Here is a 15,708-nt window from a genome sequence, read left to right as displayed (position 1 = left end):
ATGCTGACCCCTGCTCTGCTCTCTCAGATCATGCAGTGCCCGCTGCAGCGCGCACAGCGCTGGGCCGAGGCGCTGAACGCGGCCATGAGGCGCTTCGGCATCAACACGCCGGTGCGCGCGGCCTACTTCCTGGCACAGGTCGGCCACGAGAGCCTGAGCCTGTCGCGTGTCGAAGAGTCGCTCAGCTACAGCCGCGAACGCCTGCTCGAAGTGTTCGGCCGGTACATCTCGCCGGCCGAGGCCGCCGGGTTCGTTCATCAGCCGGCAAAGCTCGGCAACCGCGTCTACGCCAACCGCAACGGCAACGGTAGCGAGGCCAGCGGCGACGGCTATCTGTTCCGCGGCCGTGGCCCACTGCAGCATACCGGCCGGGGCAATTACCGCCGCATGGGGCAGCTGATCGGCCAGCCGCTGGAAGAACAGCCGGGCCTGCTGATCGAGCCGGAGATCGGCGCCATGGCGGCGGCTGCGTTCTGGAAAGAGAACGGCCTCAACACCTACGCCGATCAGCGCGACGTGCTGACCGTCAGCCGCGTCATCAACCTGGGTAACGCCCGCAGCCGCGCCACGCCCAATGGCATGGCAGACCGCACCGCCCGCACCACGCGCGCCCTGGCCGCGCTGGGGGCGCGCTGATGCTCTACCGCGCCCTCGCACTGGCCGCCCTGGTGCTGGCCACCGCCGGCCTCTTCAGCTGCCAGCAGTCGCGCGTCAGCCGCGCCACCATCGCGCTGGACAAGGCCAACGCGGCCTTGGCCAAGGCCGTCGCCGACAACGCCGCCCTGGCCAGCAGCCTCAAGCTGGCCGAAGGCACCACCCGCGTCGTGACCGAGTACGTGGACCGCGTACAGCTGGTGCACGAGCGCGGCGCCACCATCGTCAAAGAGGTTCCCGTCTATGTCACCGCGAACGCTGATGCTGCCTGTGTTGTTCCTGCTGGGTTCGTGCAGCTCCACGACACCGCTGCGAGCGGCAGCCCCACCGCCGGCCCTGCCGGAAATCCTGATGCGCCCGCCGCCGCCACTCCGCTCTCTGCCGTCGCCGAAACCGTCGCCAGCAACTACGCCACCTGCCACGCCACCGCCGAGCAGGTAGTGGCCCTGCAGGAACTGGCCCGCGAGCTGCACGCCGAGCTTGAACGGCAGGCAGGTACGCCATGAAAAAGCCGCAGCTGCTGCGCGACCACCTGGTCGCCGCCGTCCCGGCACTGGCCAGCGACCCTGACAAGCTGCTGATCTTTGTCGACGGTGGCGGCCTGGCCGGTACCTACCGGCCGGGTCTGGCGTTCGAGTACCGCTACACCCTGGACTTGGTGCTGACCGACTTTGGCAGCGCACCCGAGGCAGTCATGGTGCCGCTGCTGCAGTGGCTGACCCGTCACCAGCCCGAACTACTGGCCAACCCTGCCAACCGTGAGAAGCTGACCTTTGAGGTGGACGTGCTGGGCGACAGCCTGGTGGATCTGGCCATCAAGATGCCGCTCACCGAACGGGTGCTGGTCACCCGCGCCGCTGATGGCAGCGTGCAGCTGCAGCACCTGCCCGAGCCTCCTGCAGAGGATGCCCACGCCGACACGCTGGCCGGCGGCGTCCTGGTCGCAGACGGTGTCCAGATCGCCACCCTGCCGGCGATCACGGAGTGAGCGAGGATCTACAGCGACTGGAAGCCTGGGCCGCGCCCCTGCTGCGGCGTCTGCAGCCGGCCGAACGCGGCAAGCTGGCGCGCAAAGTCGGTACCGCGCTGCGCCGGGCACAGCAGCAGCGCATCGCAACGCAGAAAAACCCCGATGGCACACCCTACGCGGCGCGCCGTGCCGCGCCCCTGCGTCGGGCCAAGGCCGGGCGCATCAAGCGCGGCGCAATGTTCGCCAAGATCCGGCAGGCGCGGCACCTTCGCGTACGTGTGACCCCCAATGAGGTGGCTGTCGGCTTCACCGGCCGCGTATCGCGCATTGCACTGATCCATCAGGAGGGCCGCAGCGATGCGGTCAGCAAGGGCGGGCCCCGCGTTACCTATGCACGTCGGCGCCTGCTGGGCTTCTCGCCCGCCGATGAACAGCTGGTGCGCGATCTGATCCTCGACCATCTGGACAGTCTGTAGCGTAATCCCCCGCCCTACACGGAGTAGCCGGTGGCCACGCGCGCGCGCGATGGGATGCTGAAACGCATCCCCGAATCGGCGCTGTCGTGTCCACATTTACCGCCATCGAAGTCGACAAGCTGCCGGCGCCCGACATCTTCGAGCAGCGCTCGTTTGAGTCGATCTACGCCGAGCGTCTGGCTGAGTTCCGCCGCCTTTGCCCGGAGTACACCGCCGTTGTCGAATCCGACCCGGTGGTGAAGATCCTGCAGGCCAGCGCGTACCGAGAGGTGCTGCTGCGCGAGCAGTTCAACCAGCGCGCTCGCGGCCTCCTTCTTCCGTACTCCCAGGGCGGCGACCTCGACAACCTGGCTGTGCCGTACGGGGTTCAGCGAAAGCTGCTGACCCCCGCCGATCCCGAGACGGGCACACCGGCGGTCTACGAGAGCGATTCCGATTTCCGGCGCCGCATCCAGCTGGCGCCGGAGGGTCTGTCGGTTGCCGGCCCCGAAGGTGCCTACATCTTCCACACCCTTTCGGCCGACGTGGCCGTACTCGACGCCAGCGTGGCCAGCCCTTCGCCCGGTGAAGTCGTGGTGACCGTGCTTTCGCGGGAGGGCGATGGCACGCCCTCCGCGCAGCTGCTGGCTGCGGTGGAATCGGCCCTGCTCAACGGGAACGTGCGCCCCCTCACCGACCACGTGACTGTGGCGGCAGCCACCATTGAGCCGTACGAAGTCCGCGCGCAGCTGACCACCTTCAACGGACCTGACAGCGCCCTGGTCATTGCCGAGGCCAACCGCCGCATGCGGCTTTTCCTGAGCCAGTCGCAGCGGCTGGGCCGTGACGTTCCTCTCTCGGCGCTGTACTCGGCGCTGCATGTCGAGGGCGTGCAGCGCGTGCAGCTGGACAGTCCCGCCGCAGATATCACGGTCAGTCCGCAGAGCGCGGCGTACTGCACCGCTGTGGTGATCGAACACGTGGGCACCAATGACTGAGGTGCGCACCCTGCTGCCCCCCAATGCCACCACGCTGGAACGGGCCGTGGAGGGCGCCGATGCGCAGCTGATGGGCATCCCGATGGTTCACCACCTGCTGTGGAACCCGTGGACGTGCCCGGCGGAGTTTCTGCCGTTCCTGGCGTGGACGGTGTCGGTGGACACCTGGGACAGCGAGTGGCCGGAACAGATCAAGCGCGCCCGCATCGCCAGCTCGTTCCAGATCCAACGGCACAAGGGCACCGCGCAGAGCATTGCCGACGTGGTGGCCAGCTTCGGCGGACAGGTGCAGCTGCGCGAGTGGTGGCAGATGGACCCGCCCGGCCAGCCCCACACCTTCGAGCTGCTGCTGACCCTCAGCGGTCAAGGTGGGCAAGACGCCACCGCCGACTTTATCGACCAAGTGATGGCTGCGGTGGACCGCGCCAAGCCCGTGCGTTCGCACTACTCCTTCACTCAGGGCATCAACGCCGAGGGCGCCATCGGCGTCCTGGGCGTGGCCCGCGTGCTTACCTCTACCCGCCTGCAGCTGGCCGCCAGCGAACCGTAGGACATACCCATGCCCATCCCCCAGATCACCATTACGCCGGCAGGCTTTGCCGCCATCGTCAACGCAGAGAACACCGGTACCGCGCCGGTCAAGGTCACGCAGGTCGGCCTGACCGCTCAGCACTTCGATGTGGGCACCGTGGGCGCATCCCTGCCGGCGGAGTTCAAGCGCCTGACCACCTTCGGTGGCAAGGCCGTTGCCGACGACACGCTGCACCTGAACGTGCGCGACGACGGCACCGATACATACACGCTGCGCGCCTTTGGTCTGTACCTGCAGGACGGCACGCTCTTTGCCGTCTACTCGCAGTCCACGCCGATCATGGAAAAGGCAGCGGCCGCGACCCTTCTGCTGGCCACGGACATTCGCTTCGCCAAGATCAACGCCACCAGCATCGAGGTCGGCGATATCGACTTCATCAATCCGCCGGCGACGACCACGCAGATCGGTGTGGTGCGCTTGGCCACCGAGCAGGAGGCAGACGCCGGCAGCGATCCTGCCACGGCGATCACCCCGCGCGGCCTGGCACGTTACATCAACAACCGCTTCGGCGCCGGGGCGCCTTCCACCTTCGTCAAGACACTGCTCGGCTTGGCCACCGCTGCCATGTTCCGCGTCGAGCTGGGCCTGAAGTCCGCTGCGCTGCGCGATGAGGGCCATGGGAACGGCCTCAACGCCGATCTGCTCGACGGCGAGCACGGCGGTTACTACCTGGAGTGGAAGAACTTCACTGGCTTGCCGAACAGGTTTCCGTCTGCTCCCCACACGCACCCCATCGGCGAGGTAGATGGCCTGCAGCCCGCGCTCGACGGCAAAGCCAACCGTGCCGGAGACACCTTCACCGGGCCACTGGCGGTGAATGGGGCCATGCTGCGTTCCTACGGATGGAGTGGGGTGGCCAGCAACGGCATCTTGGTGCTGGGCGATACCGGCTCCTCCATCGTTAAAAACGGGGCCTACTTCGACTTCACCAACTCGGCGGGCGGGTATACCGCCACCCTTTCGGCCGGCGGCACCATCTGGACCAGCGGCAACTTTGACCCGGCCAAGAAGGTGAACAAGGCCGGCGATACGATGACGGGCGAACTGGCCACTGTTGGCCTTCGCGTTGGCTATCCGGGCAATACCGTTAGCCGCATCTTCAGCGATGGAACCACGGTCTACTATGACTGTCGCGGTAGCTACGACGGAGCTCTACCTAACGCTCATGCGTGTTACCGGGCCAGAACCCACACGTGGACGCGCGATGACGGGGTAATCGTCGCGAGCCTGAGCGGCTCGGGGGCGTTCGTTGCGAATGGTGGTATCAAGGGCAGCGGTGCGTTCGATCCAGACGCGCCACAGGCCGCAGGGCTTATCACCTCCGGCTCATATGGTGGCGGCATCGCCATGCAGGACGGAAACCACTGGGCGTGGCTCTACACTGCGGCCGGAGACGCGATCTTTGGACGTATTCGCAACGGCAACACCGGCACGGCCACCGAACTATTCGCTGCAAGAACGAGCGGATTCGTGGCTACTGGTGGCTTCGACTTCGGATCGTCACGCAAGCTGAAGGACATTGACGGCCCAATGCCCTATGGCCTTGCCGAGGTCCGTCGCATTGCGACCCTGATTGGCCGATACAAGCCGGAGTACAACCCGGACGGGCGCAAACGTCTGTTCTTCGACGCAGAGCAGTTCGCCAAAGTCATGCCGGAAGCTGTTGATGCTGAGAGCATTGAGTTCGGCGGCGAGCGAGTTGCATCCATAAAGCTAGAACAGGTGATGCCACCGGCATACCGGGCCATTGCTCAACTTGCCGACCTGGTGGACGAACTGCATGCGGAAGTCGCCGCTCTGAAGCAGGGCTGCTGACATGGCGAGCGGATACCGAAGTGGTGGCGTGGACTTCGACGACCTTTTCGACCCCGACGTGATGGGCGATGGCCCGACCGCCGGCGGGTACCGGCGGAGCGGGCAACCGCTCCGGTATGCCCACATCCAGTACGGTCAGAAGCGTGGCGACGTGGGATATCGCTCCGGCGGCGTCGACGTGTCGAACCTGTGGGCTGCAAAGGGCACAGCAACCTACGTTCTGCCCTTTCACGGCAAGGGCTTCTCCGCACACAACCAATCCGACACCAACGCGCAGGGCAACACCTCGGCGCAGGTGGAGCTGCGCATTAACGCTGATGGCGCCTACGAGGTCTGGGTGTCGACCATCGGCGGCGGCAACAACTCCAGCCGCGTGGCAGAGCGCGGGATGTGGCTGCGCAACGGCGGCGTGGGCGAGTACGACGTGCGCTTCGAGTTCGCCAACGTCGGCGCAGCGAACGTTGGCAGTACGGCGCCGGACTGGCGCAATGCCAGCGCTTCGCAGTCATGCTCGGCCCAGGTCAGCGTGCCCAGCGCTTCGGGCCAGAATGTGCGCGCGGATGTGGAGTTCCACTGCCTCATGCGAAGGGCCGGCGGGAACGTCAGCCGTTCCATCATGGTGGCCAGCGTAGGCGCGGCCGGCTGGTGGTAACCGCAGCTTTGTAGCGCGTCGATCTACGCGTGCCATTACGTGCGCGCGCGCGAGGCACGGCACAACATGGGCGCATGGATAGCGCCCAGCCCCAACAGATCAACAACCTGCTGCGCCATGGCGTGGTGACGACGGTCGATCATGCGCGGGCGCTGTGTCGTGTCCGCACGGGCGAGGCCCATACCGACTACATCCCATGGCTGGCATCCGCCGCCGGCACGCTCGCGGTGTGGGCACCGCCGAGCATCGGCGAGCAGGTGACGCTGGTGTGCAGCGACGGCGACCTGGCCAATGCGGTCGCCCTGCGCGGCCTGTACTGCGATCAGTACCCCGCCCCGTCCGACAATGCGGATCTGGTCACGGTCAAGTTCAGTGATGGCGCTGTCATCAGCTACGACAGCGCGTCACATGCGCTCGCAGCCATCCTGCCCAGCGGTGGCATTGCCACGATCACCGCAGATGGTGGCGTGACGATCAACGGGCCGGTCACCATCAACGGCGATACCAGCATCACCGGCCAGGTCACCATCAACGGCAGGGCTGAGGCTTCCGAGGACGTTGTGGGCGGCGGCATCAGCCTCAAGCAGCATAAGCACGGCGCGGTGCAGCCGGGCAGCGGCACGTCGGGACCGCCGGCATGATCGGCATGGACGGTCAGGCAGGCAGTTTCAAGGACGACACCGCGCATCTGCGGCAGTCCATTGCCGACATTCTCACTACTCCCATCGGCTCGCGCATCCAGCGCCGCGACTACGGCTCGCTGCTGCCGGAGCTGATCGACCAGCCGTTCAACGAAGCAACGCGGTTGCGCCTGTATGGCGCTACTGCAACGGCGCTGATGCGTTGGGAGCCGCGCCTGCGCCTCAGTCGCATCACCCTCTCGCGTGGTCAGGAGCCAGGCACGTTCGTGCTGGATCTAGATGGCCAGCGCACGGTGCCCGCCGGCGCCTCCAGCACCACCCGTCTCTCTGTCCCGCTTCGCTTCCGCACCCCATAACCGCAGGAGTTCCCTCATGGCCACCGACTACCACCACGGCGTACGCGTCATCGAAATCAACGGCGGCGTGCATCCGATCCGCACTGTTGCCACCGCTGTTGTCGGCGTCGTCTGCACCGCGCAGGACGCCGACGCCACGCTGTTCCCCCTCGACCGTCCCGTGCTCCTGACCGACGTGCTGGGCGCCGTCGGCAAGGCCGGCACCAGCGGCACGCTGCGCGCCACGCTGCAGGCCATTGCCGACCAAGCCAACGCCATTACCGTGGTGGTGCGCGTCGCCGAAGGTTCCGACGACAGCGCCACCACCGCCAACGTGATCGGCAAGAAGGACGGCGCCACCTTCACCGGCATGCAGGCGCTGCTGGTGGCTGAGGCGCAGGTAGGCGTGCGTCCGCGCATCCTGGGCGCACCCGGTCTGGACACCCAACCGGTTTCGGCCGCACTGGCGGTCATCGCCAAGAAGCTGCGCGCGATGGCCTACGTGAGCTGTGCCGCCAGTGCCTCGGTCAGCGAGGCCATCGCCTATCGCGAGCAGTTCAGCCAGCGCGAGCTGATGCTGATCTATCCCGACTTCGTCGCGTTCAACACTGCCGACGCCACCACCAGCATGGCGTTCGCGACGGCCCGCGCCCTGGGCCTGCGCGCGATGATCGATGAGCAGCAGGGCTGGCACAAATCGATCTCCAATGTGGCCGTCGCCGGCGTGACCGGCATCAGCCGCGACGTACACTGGGATCTGCAGGATCCGGCGACCGACGCTGGCCTGCTTAACGCCGCCGACATCACCACCCTCATCAACTCCAACGGCTACAAGTTCTGGGGTTCGCGAACCTGCAGCGACGACCCGCTGTTCGCCTTCGAGACGGCCACGCGCACCGCGCAGATCCTGGCCGACACCATTGCAGAGGCGCAGATGGTCTACATCGACAAGCCCGAGCATCCGTCGCTCATCCGCGACATGCTGGAGAGCATCAATGCCAAATTCCGCGAGCTGGTGAACGCGGGCTACGTGCTGGGTGCATCGGCCTGGTACGACGAAGCCGCCAACGAGCCCAGCCAGCTGAAGGCCGGCCGGGTGACCATCGATTACGACTACACGCCGGTACCGCCGCTGGAGAACCTGGTACTGAACCAGCGCATCACCGACCGCTACTTCGCCGACTTCCCGGCCCGTATCAACGGCTGATGCCGTACTGAGGAACCCTTCCCATGTCCATGCCCAGCAAGCTCAAGAATCTCAACCTGTTCAACGACGGCCTCAGCTACCTGGGCCAGGTCACCGAGGTCAAGCTGCCGACCTTGACCCGCAAGATGGAGGAATACCGCGCCGGCGGCATGCTCGGCCCCATCGATATCGACCTCGGCCAGGAAAAGATCGAACTGGAATGGAAGTGCGGCGGACTGATGCGCGACGTGCTGCGCCAGTACGGCGCCATCGCCCACAACGCCGTGCAGCTGCGCTTCGCTGGCGCATACCAGCGCGAAGACAGCGCCGACGTGGATGCGGTGGAGATCGTCATCCGCGGCCGCCACAGCGAGATTGACCCCGGCACCGGCAAGGTCGGTGACGACACCGAGTTCAGCGTGAAGACCACCGCCAGCTACTACAAGCTGAGCATCAACGGCCGTACCGAGATCGAGATCGACATGGTCGGCATGGTGTTCATCGTCAACGGCGTGGACCAGCTGGCCGGCCAGCGACGCGCCATCGGCGCCTGACCCACATAACCGGGCTGCCTCAGCGGCCCGGCCCACCTCTGCCCTGAGAGACCCACGACATGACTGACAAAGCCACCACCACCGCCGGCGCCGAAGCCATCGACCCCAACACAGTCACCCTCGACTACCCAATCCAGCGCGGCGAGCAGGTCATCGCCACCATCAAGCTGCGCAAGCCCAACGCTGGGGAGCTGCGCGGCATCAAGCTGGTGGACCTGCTGCAGATCGACGTTAGCGCGGTGGCCGCGCTGCTGCCGCGCATCACCGAGCCGACGCTGACGGCTGCCGACGTGAACAAGCTGGACCCTGCCGACCTGGTCGCCATCGGCACCCTCGCCGCTGGTTTTTTTGTGCCGAAGGCGCAGCGGGAATTCCTCAGCGCGTAGAGGATTTCATGGCCGATATCGCGGTGATCTTCCCATTCACCCTCACCGAGCTATCGGCCCTCTCGCTGTTTGAACTGATCGAATGGCGCGAGCGCGCCCGTGTAAGAAGTGGAGCCGAGCCGTGATACCTTTCGCCCATGGCCACCTTGATCGCCATCGCTGTTGTGCTGCTCCTGCTGGCTTCGGTCGGCGGGCTGCTGGTCTGGGCATTGAGCGCGCTGTGCCGCCTGCTGGCGGCGCTGGTGTCCTCACCGACCGACACGCGCTCGGCGTAGCCGGCGCAGCGGTTGTCGTCGCATGAGCGGCGGCAACCTTCGCCTGCAGGTGGTGCTGCAGGCTCTCGATCAGGCCACCGCTCCCTTCCGCAAAGTCATGGCCGGCAGCAAGGGGCTGGCCTCGGCCCTGCAGGCGCAGCAAGCCACCCTCCGGCGTCTGAACAACGCCCAGCGCGATGTGAGCGCCTACCGCCAGCAGCAGCAGGCGCTGCGCGGTACCGAGCAGAGCTACCAGCAGGCGCAGGCGCGCGTGGCGGCGCTGGCCCGCCAGATGAGGGAGGCTGGCACCCCCACGCGCAAGCTGAGCCGTGAGTTCAGCCAGGCCAAGACTGCCGCCGCCCAGCTGAGCGCCCAGCAGAAGCAGCAGCAGGTCGAGCTACAGCGGCTGCGCTCGGGACTGGATCGGGCCGGCATCAGCACGCGCCAGCTCGGTGCGCATGAGCGCAGGCTGCGCACGGATATCGCCGCCGCCTCGCAGCAGATGGAGCAGCAGCGCGCTCGCCTGGCTGCGCTGGACGCAGCAAAGGCCCGTAGCCAGAAGATCCACAGCGCCGGCATGAATGCAGCAGCCCACGGTGCGGGTGTCGCACTGGCCGCGTTCGGCGCGCTGCGCGCCCAGGTCCTGCCCATCACTCAGGCCATGGACTTCGAGTCGGCTATGGCCGACGTGAAGAAGGTAGTGGACTTCGACACGCCGGACGGCTTCGAGAAGATGGGCAACGACATCCAAGAGCTGTCGCGGCGCCTGCCAATGGTGCCCACCGACATCGCCAAGATCGTCGCCGCCGCCGGCCAGGCCGGCATCGCCAGCAACGAGCTGACCCGTTTCGCCGAGGACGCGGCGAAGATGGGTGTGGCGTTCGATACCACCGCCGAAGACGCCGGCCAGACGATGGCGACTTGGCGCACCGCGTTCCGCATGGGCCAGGATGACGTTGTCGTGCTGGCCGACAAGATCAACTACCTGGGCAACACCGGCCCGGCCAGCGTGCAGAAGATCAGCGAGGTGGTGAACCGTATCGGTGCCCTTGGCGAGGTAGCCGGCCTGGGTAGCGGCCCGCTGGCGGCGCTGGGCGCGACGGTGGCCGGCATGGGCATCGAGTCGGAAGTGTCTGCCACGGGCATCAAGAACATGCTGCTCACGCTGTCCTCAGGCGATGCCGCAACTGCCCGGCAGGTGGCATCGTTCGACAAGCTCGGCCTCAAGGCAGGGGATCTGGCCAAGGCGATGCAGGACGATGCTGGCGGCGCGATTCTCGGCGTGCTGGAAAAACTCAAGCAGCTGCCCAAGGCCGAACAGGCCGCGACCATGACGCAGCTGTTCGGCCGCGAGTCCATCGGCGCCATCGCACCGCTGCTGACGAACCTCGACCTGCTGAAGGAGAACCTGGGCAAGGTCTCCGATGAGCAGAAGTACGGCGGTTCGATGAACGCCGAGTACGCCGCCCGTGTCGGCACGGCCGAGAATGGCCTGATCCTGCTCAAGAACAGCGCCATCGTGCTGTCCCAGCGCATCGGCAAGACCCTGTTGCCCACGGTGAAGGAACTGGCTGCGCGCGTGGCCAAGGTCGCCGACCGCATGGCCGAGTGGGTCAAGAGCAACCCTCAGCTGGTCGCCACCATCGCCAAGCTGGCCATCGGCGGCACCGCGCTGGCTGCTGCGCTCGGCGGTTTGGTTGTCGCAGGTGGGGTCGGCGCGATGGCGCTGACGCAGATCCACAAGGCTGTGATGCTGCTCAGCGGTGGCGGCGGCTTGGGCAAGCTGGCGGGCCAGGTGCTGTCCTTGGGCGGCCGGGCGTTCCCGATGCTGTTCAACGTTGGCCGCATGCTGCTGCCGCTGCTCGGGGGCATCAGCCTGCCGGTGCTGGCCATCGGCGCCGCCATCGGCGTGGTGGCAGCGCTGGTGTGGAAGTACTGGGAGCCGATCAAGGCATTCATGATCGGCACCTGGCAGGGCATTGTCGACGTGGTCAATCCGATCATGGCCGAGCTGGCCACCGCGCTCGAACCGCTCGGCCCGGTGTGGGACATGGTGTCCTCGGCGATGAGCCAGGCGTGGGGCTGGGTGATGAAGCTGTTCGCCCCGTTCGAGGCCACCAGCGAGCAGCTGCAGGGCGCCACCGATGCCGGGCGCGGGTTCGGCCAGATCCTGGGCACCGTGCTGACGGTGAACCTGCGCATGGCGGTGCAGGCCATCGGCTGGCTGGTCAGCGCCTTTACCACCATCCTGCCGGTGATCCAGAACGCTGTAGGCGGTGCGTGGACGTACCTGCAGGGCGCGTGGAATCTGATCGTGGGCCTGTTTACCGGCAACGGCGACAAGATCCGCTCTGGCCTGAGCGCGATGTGGGCAGGCGTCAATCAGATCCTGCTCGGCTGGCCTGCGCAGATGATGCAGGCCGGCATCGACATGGTGCAGGGGCTGGTCAACGGCATCGTGTCCAAAGGCAGCGCGGCCATGGATGCCGTCGCCGGCGTCGCCTCGGGCGTGGTGGGCAAGTTCAAGGGCATGCTCGGCATCCACAGCCCATCGCGGGTGTTCGCGCAGTTCGGTGACTTCACCATGCAGGGCCTGGCCGGGGGTCTCGACCGCAGCCAGGGCGAGCCGCTGTCGCAGGTGGCTACCCTGGGCGACCGGATGAAGCAGGCAGGCGCAGGAATCGCCCTGGGCGCCGCTGCGCTGCCCGTCATGGCCAGTACCGGCCCGGTAGTGGCGCCGGGTGCCGCGCAGGCCGCCACGGGTGCCGCAGGCGGCAACAGCTACACGATCCAGATCACAGCGGCACCGGGCAGCGACGGCCAGGCCATCGCCGACCTGGTCCGCCAGACCATTGAAACCATCGAGCGCGAGCGGGCCAGCCGCCGTGGCTCCCGCCTGAGCGACTGAGGCCCACCGCCATGATGATGACCTACGGCACGTTTGTGTTTTCCCTTTCAACAGCTGCTTACGAGCAGCTGCAACGGCAGATGACGTGGCGCCACGCCAGCAGCGAGCGGCTGGGCGCACGCCCGGCCCGTCAGTACGTTGGCCCAGGCGACGACACCATCACCCTGCAGGGCACCATCGCCGCCGAGCTGGTAGGCGATCTGCAGGTCCTCGACACGCTGCGGGAGCTGGGCGACCAGGGCAAGCCACAGGCGCTGGTAGAGGGCAGTGGCCGCGTATACGGCGCCTATCTGCTGGTCTGCCTGAACGAGACGCGCAAGGAGTTCTTTCCCGACGGCACGCCGCGCCTGATCGACTTTCAGATGCAGTTGGAGCGCGACGACGACGGCGCCACCGAGGCGGTCGCATGAGGGCGGCACCGTACCCGATCCCCGCATGGCGCGTGGTGCTGGACGGGCAGGATCTGACCGACCGCCTCGCGCCGCGCCTGCTAGATCTGTCGCTGACGGAGAGCCGGGGCGACGAAGCCGACGAACTGAATCTGCGGTTGCACGACCATGATGGGCGCGTGGCGCTGCCGCGACGTGGCGTCACGCTGCAGGTGGCCATCGGCTGGCGCGAGAGCGGATTGTTCGATAAGGGCACGTTCGTGGTCGATGACGTGGAGCACAGCGGCGCTCCCGATATCGTCTCCATCCGGGCGCGCTCGGCGGATCTGACCGGTGCTGTCCGCAGCCGCCGCGAGCGCAGCTGGCATGACGCCACGCTGGGCGACATTCTCGGCACAATCGCCGCCGAGCATTCGTTGCGCCCGTCCATTGCCGCAAACCTTGCGTCCGTCCGCATCCCGCATCTTGACCAGGCTAACGAGAGCGATATCAATCTCCTGACGCGCTTGGGGAAGCGGTTTGATGCGGTGGCTACGGTGAAGGCCGGCGCGCTGATCTTCGCGCCCATCGGCGCCGGCACTACCGCCAGCGGCCAGCCGCTTCCCGGTGTCCAGATCACTCGCGCATCCGGCGATCAACACCGCTACACCGTGGCTGACCGCGAGAAGTACACAGGCGTGCGCGCGTACTGGGGCGACCGCAAGGCCGCTCGCCGCACCGGCGTCCTGGTCGGTACGTCAGAGAACGAGAAGAAGCTGCAGCCCACCTATGCCACTGCGGAGGAAGCGCGCCAGCACGCTGAGGCGGAGTTCAAACGGCTTGATCGCGGCACCGCCCAGCTCAGCTACCGCCTCGCGCTCGGCCGCGCCGATATCTATCCAGAACAGACGGTGACGGTGAGCGGCTTCAAACCGGAAATCGATGGCACCAATTGGCTGGTGTCCAAAGCCTCCCACACCGTTGACGGTAGTGGGGGCTTCGTCACTTCCTTAGAACTCGAACGCGGCGCTTAGAACGTACGAGCTGAAACCAGAGTAATTTCTTCACTGCCGGGCTGGAGATGACAGTTCCAGATCGTGGTCTCGTCGAAGATCCGCGCCCTGCTGAGCAAGCCCTTCAGGAAGCTTACCGTACGGTCCTGATCAGCCTGATCTGGCCGCTCCACGTACATTACGTAGACGTCTAGAACTTTTGCTTTTAGACCCGTAGTGATTTCTTGCAAGATCTCAGCAATCGTCGCTGCGGTGTCGAACGGATCGCCCCATAGCGCCTCATACGAGGTCAGAATCGCAGCGTAGTGCGGTCGGTGAAATGATGTTCCGACCGAGAAACCCTCTCGCACAGTGAACGCATGCAGGCCCAAGTCTGCGAGCAAATTCATATGCGTCTGCATGCTGAACCTAGAACTTGACATCCCCTGCACAGAAATCTGTCCAGGCAGAATGGTACCGGCGGTGGTCGCCGCCGCCTTGTCCGCCATAGATACGTCTGTGATCGCCTCCTCCGAGACGTTAATTCCGAATCGCTCGCTCGCCACCTCCATGAATTCTTGAAGGTGATACATCCAGAACAAGTCAACGTGCCCCTCACGCCGAATCTCTTCGGAAAGCTCCTGTAGAGGACCCTGCGTACTCGCTTCGCCATTGGCCGGATCGGACACGCGACACCACCAATCCTCCTTGTTGTCTTGAGTGACAAAGACCACCTTCTTTATGCCCTCTTCCGCCGCATGCTCAATGATCTGCTTCCAGAGAACTAGATCACCGTACTCACTTTCATAGGTGAGACCTCCCGCGAAGAATTTTGGGGAAGGGGAGTTAGCCTTTACGGCGTCCTTGTAGCCCGGACCCATCTGCAATGCAAAACGTGAGGCGCCTTCCTTGTACCAGCCTGCAAGCGTTTGCTGGTCTCTTGGGGCAGCCCCCACTTTGTCGCCAATAAGCGCATCGATTGCGTCCCGAATGAAGTCGTGGGCAGTAGGGGACAGCTGATCCGCAATTGCGCCCTGTACGTCGTCACGGATCTGCGCGACGTGCGTTTGAATCTCAGCCAATGCAGTTGGCACCCGCCGCAGCTCTCGCTTCTCCGGCTGGGCGGCCTGGACGGCTCGCACAAACTGTTCTTGGGCTTTCTCAATGTCGGTAAGCAGCCGCCTTGATGCGGAGAAAGCGTCGCGTATTACTCCGAGCCTTCGGCGTTGGTACTCGATAGCGACCTGGTGCGGAATCCAGAGACGATCCTTCAGCCGCTCAAGGATGGACAGCAGAAGAGTTCGCGTTGACGCGGGCACGCGGTAAAGGTGGAGAAGGATGTTCGTATCAAGCACCACCAGCGTCCCATCCTGCCAGAGAGCATCGAGTTCAGCCTCCGTAGGACGGTAGTAGCCAGGGAACCTTGCTTTCATCTCAGTAATCCAACGTCTGATTGTTTGAAGGGATACTAGCGCTGGGGCATCCCTATCGGTAGTCCAGATTTGCCGCTGCGGATCTTAGCCGTGTCGGTCGGGCTGCCTTTGCAAGTCAACTTTATTGTGCTTCGCACCCACCCGGCCAACTTTGGCTTCACGTAGCGGGCAAGCGCGCCTGCGGCGAAGAACATGGCTGCATGCGCGAGCGATGATCCGCAGTCATCTGCGACCGCTGCCGCCGGATAAGTCGCCTGCCAGATCGCCAGCGCGATCAATGCTGTCGACAACGGGCGCCCCGTCTCCGTGGGCGCCCGTTCGCGTTCATTGGCTTGCGCGCCGTGGTGGTGCACATGGGGACACTGCATCTGCACGTCGCCGGTAAACACCTGGCCAATCACGGCCCCCTCGAACACGGTGGGGCCACCGCACACGCACACCACCTCGCCACGCTTCACGCCACTGCTGCAACCCATATTCCCTCACATCGAAAACCGCGCCCCACCGGCGCCCTG

General features: G+C 65.6%; 20 protein-coding genes. 18 read left to right on the top strand and 2 right to left on the bottom strand.

Features of this window, described 5'->3' with window-relative positions:
- The 18 genes from LRM18_RS11160 (at position 1) to LRM18_RS11075 (ending at position 13,802) form a co-directional block, all read left to right on the top strand.
- Complete coding sequence (locus LRM18_RS11160; protein WP_270954475.1) at positions 1–636, top strand: glycoside hydrolase family 19 protein; 636 nt, start codon at positions 1–3, stop codon at positions 634–636.
- Positions 636–1,160, top strand: a complete 525-nt coding sequence (locus LRM18_RS11155) for a hypothetical protein (RefSeq protein WP_270954474.1) — start codon at positions 636–638, stop codon at positions 1,158–1,160. Before LRM18_RS11160 ends, LRM18_RS11155 begins: the two co-directional genes overlap by 1 nt.
- Entirely contained in the window at positions 1,157–1,642 is a 486-nt protein-coding gene (locus LRM18_RS11150; protein WP_049419450.1) for a phage tail protein, read from the top strand. The genes LRM18_RS11155 and LRM18_RS11150 overlap by 4 nt, the downstream gene beginning before the upstream one ends.
- Positions 1,639–2,100 (top strand): phage virion morphogenesis protein, encoded by a 462-nt coding sequence (locus tag LRM18_RS11145; protein WP_270954471.1) that lies wholly within the window; start codon positions 1,639–1,641, stop codon positions 2,098–2,100. The genes LRM18_RS11150 and LRM18_RS11145 overlap by 4 nt, the downstream gene beginning before the upstream one ends.
- Positions 2,101–2,186: 86 nt before the next feature.
- Positions 2,187–3,077 carry a baseplate J/gp47 family protein gene (locus LRM18_RS11140; protein ID WP_014648133.1) on the top strand — a complete coding sequence of 297 codons (891 nt, stop codon included), beginning with the start codon at positions 2,187–2,189 and terminating at the stop codon, positions 3,075–3,077.
- Complete coding sequence (locus LRM18_RS11135) at positions 3,070–3,627, top strand: phage tail protein I (RefSeq protein WP_064237456.1); 558 nt, start codon at positions 3,070–3,072, stop codon at positions 3,625–3,627. The genes LRM18_RS11140 and LRM18_RS11135 overlap by 8 nt, the downstream gene beginning before the upstream one ends.
- A 9-nt stretch (positions 3,628–3,636) precedes the next feature.
- On the top strand, positions 3,637–5,484 hold the full coding sequence (locus LRM18_RS11130; protein ID WP_270954467.1) for a hypothetical protein: 1,848 nt from the start codon (positions 3,637–3,639) through the stop codon (positions 5,482–5,484).
- A 28-nt stretch (positions 5,485–5,512) separates the two neighbouring features.
- The gene (locus tag LRM18_RS11125; protein WP_270954465.1) at positions 5,513–6,136 is read left to right on the top strand and encodes a hypothetical protein; all 624 of its coding nucleotides are present in this window, start codon (positions 5,513–5,515) and stop codon (positions 6,134–6,136) included.
- A 74-nt stretch (positions 6,137–6,210) separates the two neighbouring features.
- Entirely contained in the window at positions 6,211–6,777 is a 567-nt protein-coding gene (locus tag LRM18_RS11120; RefSeq protein ID WP_270954463.1) for a phage baseplate assembly protein V, read from the top strand.
- A complete protein-coding gene (locus LRM18_RS11115) occupies positions 6,774–7,133 on the top strand; it encodes a GPW/gp25 family protein (RefSeq protein WP_049405126.1) in 360 nt (119 codons plus the stop codon). The genes LRM18_RS11120 and LRM18_RS11115 overlap by 4 nt, the downstream gene beginning before the upstream one ends.
- Before the next feature lie 16 nt (positions 7,134–7,149).
- The gene (locus LRM18_RS11110; RefSeq protein WP_270954458.1) at positions 7,150–8,319 is read left to right on the top strand and encodes a phage tail sheath protein; all 1,170 of its coding nucleotides are present in this window, start codon (positions 7,150–7,152) and stop codon (positions 8,317–8,319) included.
- 23 nt (positions 8,320–8,342) lie between these two features.
- On the top strand, positions 8,343–8,852 hold the full coding sequence (locus LRM18_RS11105; RefSeq protein WP_014648140.1) for a phage major tail tube protein: 510 nt from the start codon (positions 8,343–8,345) through the stop codon (positions 8,850–8,852).
- 59 nt (positions 8,853–8,911) lie between these two features.
- A complete protein-coding gene (locus LRM18_RS11100; RefSeq protein WP_270954455.1) occupies positions 8,912–9,238 on the top strand; it encodes a phage tail assembly protein in 327 nt (108 codons plus the stop codon).
- Positions 9,239–9,246: 8 nt separating this feature from the next.
- Complete coding sequence (locus tag LRM18_RS11095) at positions 9,247–9,363, top strand: GpE family phage tail protein (RefSeq protein WP_014648142.1); 117 nt, start codon at positions 9,247–9,249, stop codon at positions 9,361–9,363.
- A gap of 12 nt (positions 9,364–9,375) precedes the next feature.
- Positions 9,376–9,513 (top strand): hypothetical protein, encoded by a 138-nt coding sequence (locus tag LRM18_RS11090; RefSeq protein WP_270954451.1) that lies wholly within the window; start codon positions 9,376–9,378, stop codon positions 9,511–9,513.
- A 22-nt stretch (positions 9,514–9,535) separates the two neighbouring features.
- A complete protein-coding gene (locus tag LRM18_RS11085) occupies positions 9,536–12,400 on the top strand; it encodes a phage tail tape measure protein (protein WP_270954450.1) in 2,865 nt (954 codons plus the stop codon).
- A gap of 11 nt (positions 12,401–12,411) precedes the next feature.
- On the top strand, positions 12,412–12,810 hold the full coding sequence (locus tag LRM18_RS11080; RefSeq protein ID WP_270954449.1) for a phage tail protein: 399 nt from the start codon (positions 12,412–12,414) through the stop codon (positions 12,808–12,810).
- Positions 12,807–13,802: a phage late control D family protein gene (locus LRM18_RS11075; RefSeq protein ID WP_270954447.1), complete on the top strand. Its 996-nt coding sequence runs from the start codon at positions 12,807–12,809 to the stop codon at positions 13,800–13,802. The genes LRM18_RS11080 and LRM18_RS11075 overlap by 4 nt, the downstream gene beginning before the upstream one ends.
- Here LRM18_RS11075 and LRM18_RS11070 read toward each other — a convergent pair.
- Together LRM18_RS11070 and LRM18_RS11065 are read right to left on the bottom strand one after the other, a co-directional pair.
- Entirely contained in the window at positions 13,799–15,193 is a 1,395-nt protein-coding gene (locus LRM18_RS11070; protein WP_270954445.1) for a PIN-like domain-containing protein, read from the bottom strand. The genes LRM18_RS11075 and LRM18_RS11070 overlap by 4 nt on opposite strands.
- 35 nt (positions 15,194–15,228) lie before the next feature.
- Complete coding sequence (locus LRM18_RS11065; RefSeq protein ID WP_270954443.1) at positions 15,229–15,651, bottom strand: hypothetical protein; 423 nt, start codon at positions 15,649–15,651, stop codon at positions 15,229–15,231.
- Between the last annotated feature and the right edge of the window lie 57 nt (positions 15,652–15,708).

It is taken from the genome of Stenotrophomonas sp. PI_27 (genome assembly GCF_027854495.1).
In the GTDB taxonomy this organism is placed as follows: Bacteria; Pseudomonadota; Gammaproteobacteria; order Xanthomonadales; family Xanthomonadaceae; genus Stenotrophomonas; species Stenotrophomonas pavanii.
This window is presented reverse-complemented; position numbering and strand designations above follow the sequence as displayed.